This window comes from Micromonospora sp. WMMD558 (genome assembly GCF_049315255.1).
Classification (GTDB): domain Bacteria; phylum Actinomycetota; class Actinomycetes; order Mycobacteriales; family Micromonosporaceae; genus Micromonospora.
In genome coordinates this window covers 4,068,105-4,086,885 of sequence record NZ_CP186061.1, presented here as the reverse complement: position 1 = coordinate 4,086,885, position 18,781 = coordinate 4,068,105, and the positions used below count along the sequence as shown (strand labels likewise).

The window sequence follows — 18,781 nt, the reverse complement described above, 5'->3', positions numbered from 1 at the left end:
GTGCGCGCCTTCGCCGTGATCCTCGGGCCGGCCGCGCGCCGAGGACTGTCCCGCCTGATGCCGGTGGCCCACCGGCTCCGCGCCGCCGGCGCCCGGATCCGGGTCGAGTACACGCAGACCGCCACGGAGGCCCGGCGACACGCCGCCACGGCGGTGCAGGGTGGTGAGGTCGTCGTCGCCGCCGGGGGCGACGGCACGATCCGCCTGCTCGCCGGCGCGGTCGCCGACGCCGGCGGCCTGCTCGGCGTCGTCCCGGCCGGGCGCGGCAACGACCTCGCCCGCCAGCTGGCGTTGCCGCACTCCCCCGACGCGGTCGCCGACCTGCTGCTGCACGGCCCGACCCGGCACCTCGACGTGCTCCGCGTCGCCGGGCAGACGATCGTCGGCAGCGTCTACGCCGGCCTCGACGCGGCGGCCAACGAACTGGCCAACCGGTCCCGACTACCCGCCTCGCTGGTGTACCCCACCACCGGGCTGCGCGCGCTGCTGCGCTGGCCGCGCACCCGGTACACGATCACCGTCGACGGCCGCACCGAGGAGGTGTACGCGTACACGGTGGTCGCCGCCAACTGCGGCTACTACGGCGGCGGACTGCACGTCGCCCCCGCGGCGCGGCCCGACGACGGAGCGCTGGACGTGGTCGTGATCGGACACGCCACCAAGCTGCTGTTCCCGGTGGCGCTCCGGCGGATGCGCACCGGCCGGCACGTCGGGCTCCCGCAGGTCACCACCTACCGCGGCAGGTCGGTCACGGTCCACGCCGACCGCCCGGTGGCCGTGTACGGCGACGGCGACCCCGTCGGCCGGGTGGACCGGTTGCACGTCGAGGTCCGTCCGCGGGCCCTTCGGATCATCGCCTAGCTGCCCGTGCACGCCGGCGCGAGCCGCACCGCGTCGTACGTTCGGCGGCCGCGACGTCGTTCACGGTCACCCGATTCCACTGTGCTGGGGATAGCGGGCACCGTTGACGGTGACCCGCAGCGTGTACACGCTGGTCCCCGCGGTGACGAACAGGTGGTTGCGCTTGGGTCCGCCGAACGTGAGGTTGGCGACGGATTCCGGCAGCAACAGCTTGCCGATGAGGGTGCCATCGGGGTCGAAGCAGTGCACGCCGTCCCAGGCGGCAGCCCAGACCCGTCCGGCGTCGTCCAACCGGAGCCCGTCGAAGCGTCCGTTGTCGCACTCGGCGAAGACCTTCCCACCGGACAGGGTGCCGTCGGCGGTGACGTCGAAGACGCGGATGTGGCTGGGTTCCTGCCGGGTGTCCGCGATGAAGAGTCGCTGCTCGTCGGGGGAGAAGGCCAGGCCGTTCGGTCGGCAGAAGTCGTCGGCGACCACCCGCAGCTCGCCGGTTGCCGGGTCGAGGCGGAACACGTGGCAGGCGCCGCCGAACTCGCTGTCGCCCTGGTTGCCCTCGTAGTCGCTGAAGATGCCGTAGGTCGGGTCGGTGAACCAGACCGTGCCGTCCGCGCGGACGACCACGTCGTTGGGGCTGTTGAGCCGCTTGCCCTGGTACCGGTCAGCCAGGACGGTGATCGTGCCGTCGTGCTCGGTGCGGGTGACCCGTCGGTTGCCCTGCTCGCAGGTGATCAGCCGGCCTTGCCGGTCGACGGTGTTGCCGTTGGCGTAACCGGAGCAGTGGCGGAAGACGCCGACGGCGCCGGTGGTCTCGTCCCAGCGCAGCAGCCGGTCGTTGGGGATGTCGCTCCACACCAGGTAGCGCCCGGCCGGGCAGTACGCCGGGCCCTCGGTCTTGCGCGAGCCGGTGTGGAGGCGTTCGACGACGAAGTCGCCGTTGACGTACTGGAAGCGTTCGTCGAGCACCTGGAACTGGGCGGGAATGGTCTCGGCCACCTGAGGCTCCTCACCTGAGCGGAGTACTGTTCGGCAGAACGCTAACATCGCCGAACCTGATATGGTCAACACGCGAGTTGGCCGGTTCACGTTCTAAGGGAGTGGGGCGCAGTGGACGAGGTAGACCGGGCACTGCTCGCGGAGTTGCAGGCCGACGCCACGCAGGCGTACGCGGCCCTCGGCAAGGTGGTCGGGCTGTCGGCGGGGTCAACCCACGAGCGGGTACGCAAGCTGCGCGAACGTGGGGTCATCCGACGTACCACTGTCGACGTCGATCCAGCCGCCGTCGGCCGTGGCGTGCTGGCGTTCGTCATGCTCCAGGCCAACGCCTGGATGGGCGACCCACCGACCCGGGACGCTCTCGCGGCCATCCCCCAGATCCAGGAGGCCCACATCATCGCCGGGTCCGCGTCGCTGTTGGTGAAGATCCGCACCTCGACCCCGGAGGAGCTCCAGGCGGTGCTGCGCCGCCTCTTCGACGTCGAGGGTGTCACCGGCACCCAGACCATCGTCGCGCTCGAGACGTTCTTCGAACGACCAATGAACGTCACCGATCTGGACGCCGGCCCGACCGCCGGTCAGCCATCGCGGCCCGCGAACACGTAGGATCCGCGACGCGGCCGCGCACCCACCACGGACCCCGGCGCCAGTCCTAGCTAGTCCGGTCGCAGGTAGCCGTCGACCAGCCGGGCCAGTTCCTGGTCGAACTCGGTGGCCGGCACGGTGTCGGCGACCGTGCGGACGGAGAGCACGAAGGACTGCGTCGTCAGGAAGACCGCACGGGCCATGACACCGGCGTCGCCGGACCGGATCGAGCCGTCCGTGCGACCGTCGGCCAGGGCCGCCGCCAGGAACCGCAGCATCTCGTCCTGGCCGTTGCCGCGCCGGTCGAGAAGGTACGGGAGCAGCACCTCGGGATCGACGTCCCGGATCTTGCAGAGCAGCGGGTGCTCCCGCAGCAGTCGCGCACCCGCCACCACCCGTGCCACCACGCGCGCCCGGGCCGGCCCCTCACCCTCGTCGGCCGCGGTGGCCATCAGCACCTGGTGCCACTCGCGGCTCATCAGGTCGCCGATGAGCGACTGCACGTCCGGCCAGCGCCGGTAGACGGTCATCCGCGAGACCCCGGCACGTCGCGCCACGTCCGTCAACGTCGTGCGACGGACGCCGTAGGCGAGGACGCAGTCCCGGGCGGCGTCCAGGACCCCGTCGTCGATGCCGCGCTCCCCGGACTGGCTCACCTCCACCACGCGGAATGTCTACCACGCGCCCACCCGCGCCGGGCACCGGCGGGGCGCGGCTCCCCGGGACGCGCCGCGCCCTGCCGGATCAGCGCTCCGCTCGCGACGCCTCGGTGATGTACCCGTGACGTCGACGGCGGACGATGGGTCGTATGCAGTTCACCCGACGGGGGCTTCTCGGCGTGACCGCGGCCGGAATGACCGGCCTGGCGGCCGGCTGCGAGCCGGCCGGGCGGGAGTCCGCCGCCCCACCGGCCGCCGCCCCACCGGCACTCGATCCGGCGAGCTGGGTCAGCGTTCAGGCGCAGTTCGCGATCGAACGGGCCAGCGCGCACCTGGCCACCTTCGTCTTCGCGCCCCATCCCGCGCCGGTCCGCGCCGCCGTCGCCGCGCACCGCGACGGGCTGGACCGGGACGCGACGGGTTACCTGGCGGCCAACGAGGAACGGCTCGACACCGCCGCCCTGGCGGCGGCCGCCGGGCACCTCGGGACACGCCCCGACCAGATCGCCCTGACCGACTCGACCACGATGGGTCTCGGCCTGGTCTACACCGCCGTACGGCTGCGGCCCGGTGAAGAGGTCCTGACCACCGAGCACGACTTCTACGCCACGCACGAGTCGCTGCGGCTGCGGGCCCAGCGCGACGGCGTCACCGTCCGCCGGGTGCGCCTCTACCGGGACCCGGCGGCGACCAGCGTCGACGAGGTGGTCGGCAACCTCGCGGCGGCGGTCACCCCGCGCACCCGGGTCGTCGCGCTGACCTGGGTGCACTCCAGCACCGGCGTGAAGCTGCCGATCCGGCAGCTCGCCGAGGCCGTCCGCGCCCGCAGCCCCGAGGCACTGGTCTGTGTGGACGGGGTGCACGGCTTCGGCGCCGAGGCCGCCACCCCCGATCAGCTCGGCTGCGACGTGCTCGTCTCCGGCTGTCACAAGTGGCTGCTCGGGCCGCGCGGCACCGGCCTGGTCTGGGGCAGCGACCGGGCGTGGGCCCGGATGACAGCGGTGATCCCTCCTTTCGACGGACGCAGCATCGGCCACTGGCTGTCCGCCGGCGCGGGTGCACCGGCGATACCGGGCGGCCCGGCGCACACGCCCGGGGGCTACCACACCTTCGAGCACCGGTGGGCGCTGGCCGAGGCGTTCGACCTGCACCGCCGGATCGGCCCGGAGCGGGTCGCCGCGCGGACCCGCGAACTGGCCGACCGGCTCAAGGGCGGCCTGGCGGGCATCCGCGGCGTGCGGCTGGTCACGCCACGCTCCGCCGACCTGTCCGCGGGCATCGTCTGCTGCGCCGTCGCCGACCTGCCGGTGGGCGAGGTGGTCGGTCGGCTGTACGCCGCCGGCGTGATCGCCAGCAGCACGCCGTACAACCCGTCGTACGTGCGGTTCGGCGCGACCATCGCCAACAGCGAGGCGGACGTCGACGCGGCGCTGGCGGCGGTTCGCGGGCTGATGTGAGGGGACACCCCGCCGGCGTCGAGGGTGCACCACCAGCGGCGCCGTGACGCCCGGCGGGGCACCGGACCGCCCCGCCGGGCGGATCGTCAGCGGCCCCGCTTGGCGCGGCAGATCTCCACCGGCACGGCCGGCGCGCCGTCGACCGGCGCCGGGTCCTCCGGGGTGGCGGCGATCCCGCCGGCCGCGATCCGGTCCAGGGTGGCCAGTCCGGCCTCGTCGACCGTGCCGAAGACGGTGTAGTTGGGGCGCAGCGCCGAGTCGGACTGCACCAGGAAGAACTGGCTGCCGTTGGTGTCCGGGCCGGCGTTCGCCATCGCGAGGGTGCCCCGGACGTAGAGCCGGCGGACCCCGGTCGGGTCGGTCGGCGCCGGCGGCAGGTCGGTCGGCAGCTCATCGGCGTACCGGTAGCCGGGGCCGCCGGAGCCGGTGCCGGACGGGTCGCCGCACTGCAGCACCTTGAGGGTCGGGTACGCGGTGAGCCGGTGGCAGGTGGTCCGGTCGTAGAACCGGTGCCGGACCAGGTGCAGGAAGCTCTGCACGGTGCACGGCGCCTGCTCCCGGTCGAGGGTCAGCCCGATCGGGCCCTGGTTGGTCCGCAGGGTGACCCGGACGGTGCCGTGGTCGGGCGTGCGCCGCGGGTCGGGTGGCAGCGGCACCGGCCGGGCCGCCGGCTCCTCCGGCGTCGGCGTGTACGCGCACGGCCCCTTCGTGGGCGTCGTCGCGCTGGGCATCGTCGCGGTGGGTGGCGCGGCGATGGCGGCGGTGCCGCCCGCGGCGACCAGCGCGGCGGACACCACCGCGACGCCGGCGAGGCGGGACAGCAGCGGCGGAGCGGCGTGCGCTCGGGTTTCGCTCGGCACGTGGATCCTCCCTGGACTCGTGGCACCAGAAAGATCGGAGTCTATGGATCCGGCGCCGCGATGTCGATCGATGCGGCGGCAGGTTTCCGGACCACGGTGTAGCGGCGGACCCGTTCCGCGGCCGGCGGTTCGCGCGGGCTCCGTCGGGCGCCGACGCGTGGCTGTGTCGATCCCCGACAGCGATCGGTGAGCGGGAGCGCTTTCAGGCCGCGGTCGGCGCCGGAGCCCGCCGCGTCCCGAGCGGGAAGGGACGGGCCAGTAGCCCGGCGAGCCCCCGCGGATGGAAGGCGCCCGGCACGAGCACGGCGCACGCGAGCAGTCCCGGCAGCACCCCGAGGGTGTGCAGCGCGATGCTGACGACGGCCGCCGTGCCGAGCCCGAGGCTGACGGCCACGGCCAGCAGCAGGCCCACCGCCCGCACCCGGCCGAGCCCGTCGCCGGCCCACCAACCCGCCTGGAGCCACAGCATCGTCGGGAGCAGGACCGCCCCCATGCCGTACAGCGTGAGGGCCACCGGGCTGGTGAGGAACGCGAGCGGGTCGACCGAGCCCGCCTGCCAGGCCGCGGTGGTGGGGGCGAAGAACCGGCGGTACCCGGTGCCGTCCCAGCCGTACGCCAACACGAAGAACATCGCGAAGTAGCCCAACGGCATCTGCAGCCAGGAGAGATACCGGTGCCCGCGGCGCCACAGGTGCCGGGCCACGGCGTACCCGACGATGCCCTGGGTCACGTTGGTGACCGCGAAGGCGGCGACCAACCAGGCCGGCAGGTCGGCGGGCGCGACCGCCGCGTGCATGGTCTCCCAGCCGGTGAACTGCCACAGCAGCCACAACCCGCTGGGGGCGAAGAGACACGCCAGGAACAGCACCGTCGTGGTGAACCGACGGTCGGACAACAGGGGGCGGACCGGTTCGGCGGCGGCCGCCCGGGCGGCCGCCGCGCCGAAACCCGCGCCGATCGCGTAGGACCAGAAGACGTCAACCTGGACCATGCTCACTCCCTCCGGGCTCACCGTGCCGGGCGACTCCGTCGAACATCAGCGCGACCACGGCGCGTATCCACCGGTCGCGCAGGGGCCGCGGATCGTCGGTCCGCGTGACCTGGGCGGCGCCCTCGAAGATCATTCCGTTGATCACCCGCGCGGTCGTGTCGACGTCCAGCTCGGGGCGCAGGAACCCCTTGGCAATCCCGTTGCGGAGGTACGCCGCGGTGTACTCGGCGAACGTCTCGTGGGCGGCGTGCAGGCGCTCCCGCAGGTCGTCGTCGACGGCGCCGAGGTCGTGGAAGACCAGGCGGCCGAGCGCCCGATCGGCCGCGAACAGGTCGTACAGCCGGTGGCCGATCCGCTCCACCTGCGCCCGGTACTCGGCCAGGGAGCCGGTGGCCGTCGCGTCCTCCGCCGTGACCACCGCGGCGATCCGCTCGAGCGCCCGGTCCAGCACCGCGGCGGCGACGTCGCGCTTGTTCTCGAAGTACCGGTACACCGTGCCGTGACCGATGCCCAGCTCTCCCGCGACGTCGGCGATGCCGGCGGCGGCGTAGCCCTTGCGGGCGAAGACCGAGTGGGCGGCGTCGACGATGGACTGCCGGCGGTGGGGGTCGACGGTTCGGGCCATGGAGGAATGACACGTCATTCCGTTACGCCGCACAACCCCACGGCTGGGCACGAGGGGCACGGCGCGCGGCTGACCTGGGCCCTCGGCGAAGGCGGTCACGCCATCCGCCAAAACTCGCACCCGAACCGGGACGCCGCGCCAACTTTTAACAAAGTTAATTGATAGCCTCCCATCAATCGATGAGGAGGTACGCCATGGGACTTCGACGGGCGATTCCCGCCCTTGTTGCCGGCGCGGCGCTGGTCGCCGCCGTCGCGGCGCTGCCGCGGGCCGCCAGCTTAGCGGCGGCCACGGACGCGCCGAGCACGACGCTGGCCGCCTGCACGGCACCGGCCTGGGCGGAAGGGGTCAGCTACGCCGTCGGCAGCCGGGTGACCTACGCCGGCCGGTCGTACCAGGCGCTGGTGGCGCACACCCCACCGCCCGGCGCCGGCTGGAACCCGGCCGCCACCCCGTCGCTCTGGACCGACCTCGGGGCGTGCGACGGTACGCCACCGCCCTCCCCCACCCCGACGCCCACCGCCACGCCCAGACCCACGCCCACGCCGACCGCAACGCCCACGCCGCCCGGTCCCGACACCTGCGCCGGCAAGCCCAAGCCGGCCGGCAAGGTGCTCCAGGGCTACTGGGAGAACTGGGACGGCGCGGCGAACGGCGTCCACCCGCCGCTGGGCTGGATCCCGATCACCGATTCGCGCATCCCCGCGCACGGCTACAACGTCATCAACGCGGCGTTCCCGGTGATCCGCGCCGACGGCACCGTGCTGTGGGAGGACGGGATGGACGCCACGGTGCGGGTGCCCACCCCCACCGAGATGTGCCGGGCCAAGGCCGCCGGCCTGACCATCCTGATGTCGATCGGCGGCGCCACCGCCGGGATCGACCTCAGCTCGGCGGCGGTCGCCGACCGGTTCGTCGCGACCGTCGTGCCGATCCTCAAGCGGTACAACTTCGACGGCATCGACATCGACATCGAGACCGGTCTCACCGGCAGCGGGAACATCACCCAACTGTCCACATCGCAGGCGAACCTGATCCGGATCATCGACGGGGTGCTCGCGCAGATGCCACCCACCTTCGGCCTCACCATGGCGCCGGAGACGGCGTACGTCACCGGCGGCAGCGTGACCTACGGGTCGATCTGGGGCGCGTACCTGCCGATCATCAAACGGTACGCCGACAACGGCCGGCTCTGGTGGCTGAACATGCAGTACTACAACGGCAGCATGTACGGCTGCTCCGGTGACTCGTACCCGGCCGGCACGGTGCAGGGCTTCGTCGCCCAGACCGACTGCCTCAACGCCGGCCTGGTGATCCAGGGCACGACCATCCGCGTCCCGTACGACAAGCAGGTGCCCGGCCTGCCGGCACAGCCCGGCGCCGGTGGCGGCTGGATGGCCCCGTCGACGGTGGCCCAGGCGTGGAACACCTACCGGGGTGGCCTGAAGGGCTTGATGACCTGGTCACTGAACTGGGACGGCTCGAAGGGCTGGACGTTCGGCGACAACGTCAAGGCCCTCCAGGGCCGCTGACCGGGTGGGGGCGGCTGCCGGGTTCCGCGCGGAACCCCGGCAGCCGCCCGACGCGGCGCCCGCCGAGCGGGCGCCCCGGTCAACGCGCGCGCAGTTTGGCGCGCAGGGCACCGAGAATCAGGCCCGGTGTGGCCAGCGTCCCGGGGTGCTCCCGCATGGAGACGACCTCGTTGAACCGCCGCGCGATCCCCACGTCCGTGACGGTGGCGTCGATGATCTGCCTGCTGACCCAACTGGACAACCGGTAGCCGCGCGGGTAGGGCCCGTCGACGTGCGGCAGGGCCAGGTCGGCGGAGGTCGACAGCGACCAGGCGGCGTCGACGACGACCTTCTGCAGGGCGAAGAACCGGTGTGCGGGCACGGCCGGATCCGGGTGCGACCGCAGGTACATCGAGAGGCAGGCCGCGTGCAGCGCCGCCGCGGTCATCCCCTGCCCGTACACCGGGTTGAACGACGCGACCGCGTCGCCGACGCTGACGAGCCCGGCCGGGAACCGCGTCAGCGCGTGGAACTCGCGCCGCCGGCTGTCGGTATGGCGGTAGGTCCGCACGTCGCCGAGCATCTCGCAACCGGCGACCTCGCCGAACTCCGGTGGAAGCTGCTGCCGCAGCCGGCGTACGAAGTCCTCGGCGGTGTGCCCGGGGCGGTTGTCCCCGTAACCGGCCATCATGGCCATCCACCGGCCGTCCTCGATCGCGAAGAACGCCGCGCCGGCCACGTCCGCCGAGACCCACGGGCTGTTCAGGGCCATGACGACCGTGAGATCCGGGTGCGTCTCGCGACGTCGGAACAGCGCCGTCGCGTAATTGAGGTGCACGGTCATCCGCCGCGTCACGGGCCGGTCCCAGCCGGCCTCCTCCAGCCACCCGGACAGCCGGCTCGAACGCCCCATGGCGTCCACCACGAAGTCACCGCTCTCGACCCCGGACGCGCCACCGACGTCGCAGCGGACCCCGGTCGTCACGGCACCGTCGAACACGAGACCCGTGGCGCGGGCACGGACGGTCTTGACGTTGGGCAGTCGGAGCACCTGCTGACGAATCAGCCCTTCCAGGAGGGGCCGGCTGCCGGCCAGGCTGTCGGCCTCGTCGGGTACGACGACCTTCAGCCGGCCGTCGAGGTAGGTCCGCCGCGCCACGGGCGGAGCCTCTACGGCGCCCTCCGCGATCGCCCGGTCCCGAAATCCGGGAAACAGCCGCTCGAACTGGAGCAGGCCGCCGGGCAGCAGCGCGTGCAACTGCGTCCCCTGCGGCACGCCTGGCCGCCAGCCGGCCACGTGCAGGTCGTCACGGTCGATGATGACGACGCTCTCGGCGTGATCGGACAGAACCCGGGCGGCCATCAGCCCGGCGACACTGCCGCCGATCACCACGGCCTTGTTCACTACCGGCGAGGGCTGGTCGGGCGGTCGAACCGCGCTCAGCGCGGCGAACACCCGGGCCGGCGAGAGGGACATCGTGCTCTCCAAAGGGGACGAGGTGTGGTGCCGTGCCGCCGCGCTGCCCGCCGCCGGTTGCGGGCGGAGCGGCGGCACGGGTCCGGTCACATGCCGTCCGACGATCCTCGCACGATCGTCGGGCACTTCCCGTACCCGTCCACGAGGTGGTCCGGTGCGAGTCGCGGCGCAGGTCGCGGCCCGCCTGGTCGGCGGACCCAAATCTCGGAATGTGGATCGACAAGACGGCTCACATCGTGGAACATCTATCTTCATGACCACCGGTTCCACCGACGCGCTGCCACCCACCGCGATCGCCGGGCGTGACGACGTTCCCGCCACCGCAGACTCCGGCCGGTGGGGCCGCTGGCGGTGGCTGCGGCACGAGTGGACGGTGGCGGTGCTCGGCGGGCTGCTGCTGGCGGTCGTGCTGACCTGGCCGACGCTGCGCCATCCGGCGAGCACGGTCCCCGGCGACATCGCCGACCCGACCCTGCAGGCGTGGCAGCTCGCCTGGGGCGGGCACGCCCTGCTCCACGACCCGTCCGGCCTGTGGCACTCGAACACGTTCTTCCCCGAGCGGTACACGTACGCGTACAGCGACACGCTGCTCGGGTACGCCCCGGCGGGGATGCTCGGCTCGGGTTTCGAGGCCGCCCTGGTCCGCTACAACGTGATGTACGTGCTGGTGCACGCGCTGGCGTTCGTCGGGGCGTACGCGTTGGTCCGCCAGCTCGGCGCGGGCCGGTGGGGCGGGGCGCTCGCCGGGCTCGCGTGGGCGTTCGCGCCGTGGCGTCTCGCGCACGCCGGTCACCTGAACATCCTGTCCAGCGGTGGGATCGCGTTGTGCCTGGCGATGCTGGCCCGCGGCCACGGCTGGTCGCTGCGGCACGGGTACCGGCCGGAACGGCGACGGCCGGGCTGGGCGCTGGCGGGGTGGCTCGTCGCCGCCTGGCAGGTCAGCCTGGGCTTCGCCATCGGGCTGCCGCTGGTGTACCTCCTGCTCGCCGGGGTGCTGGTCGCGGCCGGCGGGTACGGCTGGTCGTGGTGGCGGCGGAGGCAACGACCGGCGTTCGGCCGGCGGCTGCTGGTCGCGGACCTGGCCGGCGGTGCCGTCTTCGGGTCGGTGACGCTGCTGCTGGGCCTCGTCTACCTGCGGGTCGTGAACCTCAATCCGCAGGCCGAGCGGACGCTGGACTGGACGACGCACTTCTCGCCACCGCTGATCGGGTTCGTCACCGCCCCGGCGGATTCGTGGCTCTGGGGCGAGCGGCACGCCGCCGCCCGGGACCAGTTGACCTGGCCGCCGGAGATGGCGTTGCTGCCCGGGATGACCCTGCTCGGGCTGGCCGGGGCGGGGCTGTTCCTCTCGGTGTACCCGGCCCGGCGGCGGATCGCGGTCGGGCTCGGCGTGCTCGGCACGGTGCTGCTGGGCCTGGGCGCCACCCTCGGTGGCGACGGAGATCCGGGCTACCTGACGCTGTCCGAGCACCTGCCCGGGTGGGACGCGCTGCGCACGCCGGGCCGGATGATGCACTGGACGAGCCTGCTGCTGGCGGTGCTGGCGGCGGGCGCGGTGACGGCGCTCGCCGGGGAGGTGCGGCGATGGTCGGCCCGCTGGTCACGGCTCCTGGCGCCGGTGGTCCTGCTGACCCCGCTGGCCCTCGTCGGCGTGGAGGCAATCAACCGGACCCCGCATCCGGAGGTGCCGCCGCCGCCGGCCGCGATGCGTACGGCGGCGGAGCCCGCGCTGGTGCTGCCCGCCGGCGGCGCGCTCGACCTGATCTACATGGCGTGGACGACCGACGGCTTCCCCCGGGTGACGAACGGGCTGGCCGGTTTCGAGCCCGCCACCCAGGCGCGTACCCGGGCCGCCACGGCCGCCTTCCCCGACCCGGGCAGCGTGGCGTACCTGCGGAGCATCGGGGTGCGGTCCGTGGTGGCCCTGCCCGGCTGGGCCGCCGGGACGCCCTGGGAGGGCATCGCGTCCCGGCCGGTCGACGGGCTGGGCATCACCCGGGAGGACATCGACGGTGTGCTGGTCTATCAGCTGTGACCCCGGTGCCGGGCCGCGCGGCGGCCGGGCCTCCTCGGGCCAGGCGGGGTGACGGACGTGCGCCTGTCGGTCGTGGTGCCCTGCTACAACGAGGAAGCCTCGGTGGAACGGCTGCACGCGGCGGTGACCGCCGCGATCGCGGAACTGTCCGACGTGGACCTCGAGATGGTGTACGTCGACGACGGCAGCGCGGACGGCACCCTCGCGGCGCTGCGCCGGCTCGCCGCCGCCGACCCGTCCGTGTGCTACACGTCGCTGAGCCGGAACTTCGGCAAGGAGGCGGCGATGCTGGCCGGCCTGGAGCGGGCCAGCGGGGACGCGGTCGTCATCATTGACGCCGACCTGCAGCATCCGCCACGGTTGCTGCCGCACATGGTGGCGTTGTACCGGCAGGGTTTCGACCAGGTGATCGCCCGCCGGGACCGGCACGGCGACCGGCTCCTGCGGATGCTGGCCTCGCGCTCCTTCTACCGGCTGGTCAACTGGTGGATCGACGTGCGGCTCCTGGACGGGGCCGGCGACTTCCGGCTGCTGTCCCGGCTCGCGGTGGACGCGGTGCTGGCGATGCCGGAGTACAACCGGTTCTCCAAGGGGCTGTTCTCCTGGATCGGCTTCCGCACGGTGGTGGTCGCGCACCGCAACGAGTCCCGGCGGGCGGGCCGGAGCAGGTGGACGTTCGGCACGCTGTTCAACTACGCGTTCGACGGGCTGCTGTCGTTCAACAACCGGCCGCTCCGGTTGGCCATCTACGGCGGCCTGTCCCTCACGCTGATCGCGGTGGTGTACATGGCGTGGGTCGTCGCGGACGCCGTCAGCAAGGGAATCGACGTCCCCGGCTACACCACGATCATCGTCAGCGTGATCGGTCTCGGCGGCCTCCAGATGACGATCCTGGGCGTGATCGGCGAGTACATCGGCCGGATCTACTACGAGACCAAGCGCCGACCCCACTACCTGGTCCAGGAGACCGAGGACCTCTCCCGGCAGCGTCCACTCCGTCGCGCCGCCGGCGAGTCGGTGGTCGGTGGCCTGCCGGTCGCACCGGCGGGCGACGCCCCGGCTCAACCGGAGATCGGCTGAGCCGGGGTGCCCGGATGGCCGGCAGCCGGCGACCGTCAGGTGCGGGGTGCGGCGACGGCGGCCTGGGCGTCGACGACGCCCCAGCCGTACAGCGGCGTGTAGACGCCGCGCAGCCCCAGCAGTGGGGTACGGGCGGTCGACATCAGCACCGAGTACACGTTGTCGAGGCTGCGCTGCTGGGCGAAGAGCAGCGCCGCCACACCCGCCACGTACGGCGTGGCCATCGACGTGCCCGCGTACGCGTCGTAGTCGCCCTGCCCGCAGCCGGCCGAGCCGGTGCCCCTCGGGACGGTGGACCACACGTCGTCGTCGCAGTCGAGCGTGCCGGCGCCCCCCGGTGCGGCGACCGCCCTCAGGTCGAGCTTCACGCCCAGGTTGGCGTAGGCCGCCTTCACCTCGTTCCGGTCGGTGGCGGTGACGCAGAGCGCGCCCGCCTCCCAGGCCGGGGTCGCGCACAGCGGTGACGTCTCGTTGCCGGCGGCGGCGATGACGGCGACCCCCTTCGTCCGGGCGTACGCGATCGCCTCGGTCGCCGCCGACTCGAGCCCGGTCAGGGTGAGGGCCTGGGTGCCGGGCAGCGCGCCGAGACTGAGGTTGACCACCTTGGCGCCGTGGTCGACCGCGTACCGGATGCCGGCGGCGATGTCGGCGAAGCTGCCACTGCCCGCCGCCAGCACCTTGATCGGCATGATCTTCGCGCCGGGGGCGGCTCCCGCGATGCCGACCCCGTTGCCGGCGGCCGCGGCGGCGATGCCCGCCACGTGGGTACCGTGCTCGTCCGAGGCGTCGGGCGCGCCGTCGGGACCGCGCCAGTCGCCGTCGCCGCACGGGGCCGGGCCGCAGTCGATGAACGTGGCGCCGGGCACCAGCTTGGAGCTCAGGTCGGGGTGCCCGAGGTCGACGCCGGTGTCGACGACCGCGATCACCACACCCGCGCCGGTGCTGGTCCGCCAGGCCTGTTCGGCGTGGATCTGCCGCAGACCCCACTGCTTGTCGTACAACGGATCGTTGACTGTCCCGCTCGCGGGGGTGGCGGCGGCGGCCACGAGCACGGTGGCCACCGCGGTGCCGGCGAGTAACCGGGCGATCGGCATGAGACGTCTCCTCAGATGCGACAGCACGTCATCTATGAATCGGAGATCACGCGCGAGACGCAACAGCCACGACGGATGCCGCCGTGCGGCCCGTTCGGGACGCTCCCCGCCGGGCCGCGCACCGACGCCCCTGACCGGCGGGTCAGGCCGGGACGGGGTGGTCCGCCTCGAAGCGGGCGCGGGTCAGGAAGGCCAGCTGGGCACGCTTGTCCGGCATGTCGACCTCGGAGCCGAAGGTGAACCCCTCGGCCGCCAACCGGCGCAGGGCGACCTGGTTGCGGATGTCCGGCTCCACGACGATCCGCTGCGCGGCCGGATCACGGAACAGGAACCGGGCGAGCGCCGGGCCGACGGCGGTGGTCAGGCCACGGGCGTAGCGGCGGCCCGGGTTGAGGAGCAGGTGCATCCCGACGTCGCCGGGCTGGACCGGGTAGCGCTCGCCGACCGGGTCCGCCTCCGGCTGGTAGGTCTGGAACAGCCCGACCGGCTCGTCGTCGACCATGATCAGGTACGCGTGGTGCGTCGGCAGGCTGTCGACGAACGCGTAGATCTCGCGCACCTGGTCGAGGGTGTGCGTTCCCATCCCCCAGAACGAGTTGCGGGGCTGGGTGACCCAGCCGTGCACCAGTTCGGCGTCCCGGTCGGGCTCCAGGGTCACGAGCGACAACTCGCCGAGACCGGCGATCTTCTCCTGGTATGTCATGGCGCGCTGTCCTTAGCTACGGGTGCGAACGGGCCAGGCCGTGGGTGCCGGTCGGTCGCCGGCCCGCGGCGGCGACTCCGCGCACATCGCCATCGACCTGGCTCGACATCGCTGCGCGTCGCGGTGGGTGACACGCGCCTTCCGTCGATCACTCAACTTAGGCTAACCTGCCCTAACTGAGGTTGACCTTACCTGGAGGGGTGCGTGAAACGGAACTGGGAGGCCCTGGTCCTGAAGGCCATGGGAGGCCGGGACTTTCGGCTGACCGTGCTGGGTTCGGAGTCGATCGACGGGCACTACCAGCGGCTGCTCCTCGACGGTGGCGGCCTGCTGGACGCCTGCGGCGTCCACCCCACGATGTGGATCCGGCTCTGGTTCGACAACGACGGCCGGGCGCACCAGCGCGCGTACACGCTGGTGGACCCCGACCCGGCCACCGGTCGGTTCAGCCTCGAGTTCGCCATCCACGACGGCTGCGCGGCCCGGTGGGCCACCACCGCGCAGGTCGGGGACACCATCGACGCGACCGTGCAGGGCACCGCGTTCAGCCTGCCGGAGCCGGCGCCCGAGCACCTCTACCTGATCGGCGACGCGGCCTCCCTGCCCGCGGTGAACAGCCTGCTCGACGCCGGCTCCGACATCCCCGCGACGGTCTGGCTGGAGTACGCCCACGAGGGCGAGAAGGCACTCGCGCCGCGCGCCCGGGCGCATCACGACGTCACCTGGCTGCCCCGGCGGGAGGCCGGGCAGCACCTGGTCGACGCAGTCTGCGCCGCCCTGCCCGCCAGCGACTCGGCCCACTACTGGGTGGCGTGCGAGGCGGCCAGCACGCGCACCATCACCCGGCACATCCGGCGATCCCTGGGCGTCGGCAAGCACCAGGTCACCTCCCTCGGCTACTGGCGAGCCACGTGACCGGGCGTCTCGGCACCCTGACCGCGCTGTACGTCACGCAGTACCTCGGCATCGGGTTCATCACGGTCGGCTTGACCGCCATCCTGCGCGACGGCGGCACGTCGCTGGAAACCCTGGCGCTGCTCCAGATCGTCGGCCTGATCTGGCCGGTCAAGTTCCTCTGGGCGCCGATCCTCGACCGCTACGGGTCCCGGCACCGGGGCCACTACCGGTCCTGGCTGCTGGTACTCCAGGCGGCGCTGGTGCTGGCACTGCTGGCGCTGCTGCCGTTCTCCCGTCCCGCCGAGCAACTCGGCCCGGTCGTCGCGATCTGCGCCGCGTTCGTCTTCTTCTCCGCCACGCAGGACATCGCGGTGGACGCGGTCGCCGTCCGGCTGTTGAGCGAGTCGGCCCGGGGCACCGGAAACGGCATCCAGGTGGCCGCGAGCTACCTGGGCAACCTGCTCGGGGGCGGCGCCTGTGTGCTGGTCTACGACCGGTTCGGGTGGGTGTCGGCGGTCGGTCTCCTGGCCGTCCTGACCGCGGTCGGGCTGCTGGTGGTGTGGCGGTTCCGGGAGCCGGCCCGCACCGACCGGGTGGCCGGGGTCGGCACGGCGTACCGGGCGCTGCTGTCGGTGTTCGGCCAGCCCGGATGCCGGTGGTGGACCTTCGGCGTGGTACCGCTGGTCTACGTCGGCGCGGGCATGGCGTACGCCCTGATCACGCCCGCACTGGTGGACGCCGGCTGGTCGCTGGGCCGGATCGGCGTGGTGACCGGTGTGGTGACCAGCGTGCCCGCCATCGTCGCCGGCCTGCTGGCGGGAGTCGGGATCGCGCGGTTCGGGCGTGGCGGCGTGCTGGTGGCCGGCGGGGTGGCCCTGGCGCTGTCGACGGTGCTGCTGCTCCCGCTGATGAACGGTCACGTGCCGCTGGCCGGGACGGTCGCCGCCCTCTGCTTCTTCCTGGCGGCGTACACCATCGCCAACGTCGTGCTCTACACGGTCAACATGGACTATTCGCGGCCGGGGACGGGCGGCACCGACTTCACCGTGCTGTCGTCGTTCGGGCTGGTCTGCTCGTTCGTGGCGGCCTCCGCGGGTCTCGCGGCCGCCGGCGGGTTCGGCTACCCGGCGGTGGCGGTCGCGTCCATCGTGCTGGTGGCGGCCGGCGTCGCTCTCGGCCTCGCGCACCAGCGGCGGTTCCGGCGCCCGCCCGCTTCCACGCCGGGGACGCCCGGCGAGCCGTCGACGGTGGGCGACCCGGCGATTGTGGCGTGAACCTCGCCCCCACCACCTTGATCTCGACTTAGGTTAGGCTAACCTAACCTTGGGCGGCGCCAGTCGCCGCACCTGTGTCCACTTTGACCGCTGAGGACCTGCATGAGCCTGACCGGAAGCACGCTCGACAGCTCGCCGACCGGGGCGGGGCCGGACCTGTCCGCCGCTCGGGCCCACCTGTTCAACGCCGGATCGGTCGCGCACTACCGACGCGCGCTGACCCAGGGCATGGACCGGGTGGCCGACCGGGTGGCCGGCGCGGACCGGCCGTTCACCGGCGTCACGCCGGACACGCTGGCTCCCCTGATCGCCGGCATCGACCTGGACCGGCCGCTGCACGACACCGACGCCGCCCTCGACGAACTGCACGACGTCTGGCTGCGGGACGCGGTGTGGTTCCACCACCCGCGCTACCTGGCACACCTCAACTGCCCGGTGGTGATCCCGGCGCTGCTCGGCGAGGCCGTCCTCAGCGCCGTGAACTCCTCACTGGACACCTGGGACCAGAGTGCCGGCGCGACGCTGATGGAGCGGCGGCTGATCGAGTGGACGACGGGGCGGATCGGCCTCGGCGCCGCCGCCGACGGCGTGTTCACCAGTGGTGGCACCCAGTCGAACCTCCAGGCGATGCTGCTGGCCCGCGAGGAGGCGTACCGGCGGGTGGTGGGCGGCGCCACCGCCCGCCCGGCCCGCACGGAGGTGCTGGCCCGCCTGCGGATCATCACCTCCGCCGCCGGTCACTTCAGCGTGCAGAAGGCCGCCAAGCTGCTCGGCCTGGGCGCGGACGCGGTGCTCACCGTCCCCACCGACGCCGGGCGCCGGATGCGCACCGACGAGCTGGCCCGGACCATCGACCGCTGCCGGCGGGAGGACCTGGTGGTGATGGCGGTCGTCGCCACCGCCGGCACCACCGACTTCGGCACCATCGACCCGCTGCCGGAGATCGCCGACATCTGCACGGCGGCCGGTGTGTGGCTGCACGTCGACGCCGCGTACGGGTGCGGGCTCCTGGTCTCCCCCACCCGCCGGCACCTCCTCGACGGCATCGAGCGGGCCGACTCGGTGACGGTCGACTACCACAAGTCGTTCTTCCAGCCGGTCAGCTCCAGCGCCCTGCTCGTGCGTGACGGCCGGGTGCTGCGCCACGCCACCTGGCACGCCGACTACCTCAACCCGGCCCGCGCGGTCGAGCAGGGCATCCCCAACCAGGTCGACAAGAGCATCCAGACCACCCGCCGCTTCGACGCGTGCAAGCTCTGGCTGACCCTGCGGATCATGGGGCCGGACGCCATCGGGGCGCTCTTCGACCAGGTCGTCGACCTCGCGGCCGAGGCGTGGCGGCTGCTGGACGCCGATCCCCGCTTCGAAGTGGCAGCCCGGTCGCAGTTGAGCACCGTGGTCTTCCGCTACGTCCCGCCCGGGGCCGGGCCGGGCCTCGTCGACGACGCCAACCTGCACGCCCGGGACGCCCTGGCCGCCTCCGGCGCGGCCCTGGTCGCCGGCACCAAGGTGGACGGTGCCCACTACCTGAAGTTCACCCTGCTCAACCCCGAAACCAGCGTGGACGACATCGCCCACGTTCTCGACCTCATCGCCGACCACGCCGCCTGGTACGCGCAGACCACGGCCGCCGCCGAACTGTCCTGCCCGGTCGGCTGACACCCGCGCTTGGAGACCCG

17 protein-coding genes are annotated in these 18,781 nt (G+C 72.9%); 9 read left to right on the top strand and 8 right to left on the bottom strand.

The features are described 5' to 3' along the window. Entirely contained in the window at positions 1-861 is an 861-nt protein-coding gene (locus ACN26Y_RS19500; protein WP_422733216.1) for a diacylglycerol/lipid kinase family protein, read from the top strand. Positions 862-927: 66 nt separating this feature from the next. On the opposite strand, the gene ACN26Y_RS19495 is transcribed toward ACN26Y_RS19500, so the two are convergent. Continuing rightward, on the bottom strand, positions 928-1,854 hold the full coding sequence (locus ACN26Y_RS19495; RefSeq protein WP_422733215.1) for an SMP-30/gluconolactonase/LRE family protein: 927 nt from the start codon (positions 1,852-1,854) through the stop codon (positions 928-930). Positions 1,855-1,965: 111 nt separating this feature from the next. Between ACN26Y_RS19495 and ACN26Y_RS19490 the strand changes: the two genes are divergently transcribed. Beyond that, complete coding sequence (locus ACN26Y_RS19490; protein WP_155331662.1) at positions 1,966-2,460, top strand: Lrp/AsnC family transcriptional regulator; 495 nt, start codon at positions 1,966-1,968, stop codon at positions 2,458-2,460. 50 nt (positions 2,461-2,510) lie between these two features. Here ACN26Y_RS19490 and ACN26Y_RS19485 read toward each other — a convergent pair whose 3' ends face one another. After that, on the bottom strand, positions 2,511-3,104 hold the full coding sequence (locus tag ACN26Y_RS19485; protein ID WP_155331661.1) for a TetR/AcrR family transcriptional regulator: 594 nt from the start codon (positions 3,102-3,104) through the stop codon (positions 2,511-2,513). Between the two features lie 143 nt (positions 3,105-3,247). Between ACN26Y_RS19485 and ACN26Y_RS19480 the strand changes: the two genes are divergently transcribed. After that, entirely contained in the window at positions 3,248-4,555 is a 1,308-nt protein-coding gene (locus ACN26Y_RS19480) for an aminotransferase class V-fold PLP-dependent enzyme (RefSeq protein ID WP_422733214.1), read from the top strand. 86 nt (positions 4,556-4,641) lie between these two features. Here ACN26Y_RS19480 and ACN26Y_RS19475 read toward each other — a convergent pair whose 3' ends face one another. The 3 genes from ACN26Y_RS19475 to ACN26Y_RS19465 form a co-directional block, all read right to left on the bottom strand. Next, entirely contained in the window at positions 4,642-5,415 is a 774-nt protein-coding gene (locus tag ACN26Y_RS19475) for a peptidylprolyl isomerase (protein ID WP_422733213.1), read from the bottom strand. 202 nt (positions 5,416-5,617) lie between these two features. Then, positions 5,618-6,406, bottom strand: coding sequence for a hypothetical protein (locus ACN26Y_RS19470; RefSeq protein WP_155331658.1), 789 nt, complete (start codon positions 6,404-6,406; stop codon positions 5,618-5,620). Continuing rightward, positions 6,393-7,031: a TetR/AcrR family transcriptional regulator gene (locus tag ACN26Y_RS19465; RefSeq protein ID WP_196255630.1), complete on the bottom strand. Its 639-nt coding sequence runs from the start codon at positions 7,029-7,031 to the stop codon at positions 6,393-6,395. The genes ACN26Y_RS19470 and ACN26Y_RS19465 overlap by 14 nt, the downstream gene beginning before the upstream one ends. Positions 7,032-7,225: 194 nt before the next feature. Between ACN26Y_RS19465 and ACN26Y_RS19460 the strand changes: the two genes are divergently transcribed. Next, entirely contained in the window at positions 7,226-8,563 is a 1,338-nt protein-coding gene (locus tag ACN26Y_RS19460) for a carbohydrate-binding protein (RefSeq protein WP_422733212.1), read from the top strand. 79 nt (positions 8,564-8,642) lie between these two features. Here ACN26Y_RS19460 and ACN26Y_RS19455 read toward each other — a convergent pair whose 3' ends face one another. Continuing rightward, entirely contained in the window at positions 8,643-10,019 is a 1,377-nt protein-coding gene (locus ACN26Y_RS19455; RefSeq protein WP_196255629.1) for an FAD-dependent oxidoreductase, read from the bottom strand. A gap of 253 nt (positions 10,020-10,272) precedes the next feature. Here ACN26Y_RS19455 and ACN26Y_RS19450 point away from each other — a divergent pair, with 253 nt between their 5' ends. Continuing rightward, positions 10,273-12,054: a hypothetical protein gene (locus ACN26Y_RS19450; RefSeq protein ID WP_422733211.1), complete on the top strand. Its 1,782-nt coding sequence runs from the start codon at positions 10,273-10,275 to the stop codon at positions 12,052-12,054. A gap of 48 nt (positions 12,055-12,102) precedes the next feature. Beyond that, positions 12,103-13,134: a glycosyltransferase family 2 protein gene (locus tag ACN26Y_RS19445; RefSeq protein WP_422733210.1), complete on the top strand. Its 1,032-nt coding sequence runs from the start codon at positions 12,103-12,105 to the stop codon at positions 13,132-13,134. A gap of 35 nt (positions 13,135-13,169) precedes the next feature. Here the strand turns inward: ACN26Y_RS19445 and ACN26Y_RS19440 are convergent, their stop codons facing one another. Together ACN26Y_RS19440 and ACN26Y_RS19435 are read right to left on the bottom strand one after the other, a co-directional pair. Then, positions 13,170-14,228, bottom strand: coding sequence for a S8 family serine peptidase (locus ACN26Y_RS19440; protein ID WP_422733209.1), 1,059 nt, complete (start codon positions 14,226-14,228; stop codon positions 13,170-13,172). 142 nt (positions 14,229-14,370) lie between these two features. Then, on the bottom strand, positions 14,371-14,931 hold the full coding sequence (locus tag ACN26Y_RS19435) for a GNAT family N-acetyltransferase (RefSeq protein ID WP_155331653.1): 561 nt from the start codon (positions 14,929-14,931) through the stop codon (positions 14,371-14,373). A gap of 204 nt (positions 14,932-15,135) precedes the next feature. On the opposite strand from ACN26Y_RS19435, the gene ACN26Y_RS19430 reads away from it, so the two are divergent. The 3 genes from ACN26Y_RS19430 (at position 15,136) to ACN26Y_RS19420 (ending at position 18,761) form a co-directional block, all read left to right on the top strand. Beyond that, the gene (locus tag ACN26Y_RS19430; protein ID WP_422733208.1) at positions 15,136-15,846 is read left to right on the top strand and encodes a siderophore-interacting protein; all 711 of its coding nucleotides are present in this window, start codon (positions 15,136-15,138) and stop codon (positions 15,844-15,846) included. Further along, on the top strand, positions 15,843-17,102 hold the full coding sequence (locus ACN26Y_RS19425) for an MFS transporter (protein WP_422733207.1): 1,260 nt from the start codon (positions 15,843-15,845) through the stop codon (positions 17,100-17,102). Before ACN26Y_RS19430 ends, ACN26Y_RS19425 begins: the two co-directional genes overlap by 4 nt. A gap of 102 nt (positions 17,103-17,204) precedes the next feature. Then, a complete protein-coding gene (locus ACN26Y_RS19420; protein WP_155331650.1) occupies positions 17,205-18,761 on the top strand; it encodes a pyridoxal phosphate-dependent decarboxylase family protein in 1,557 nt (518 codons plus the stop codon). The last annotated feature ends 20 nt before the right edge of the window (positions 18,762-18,781 follow it).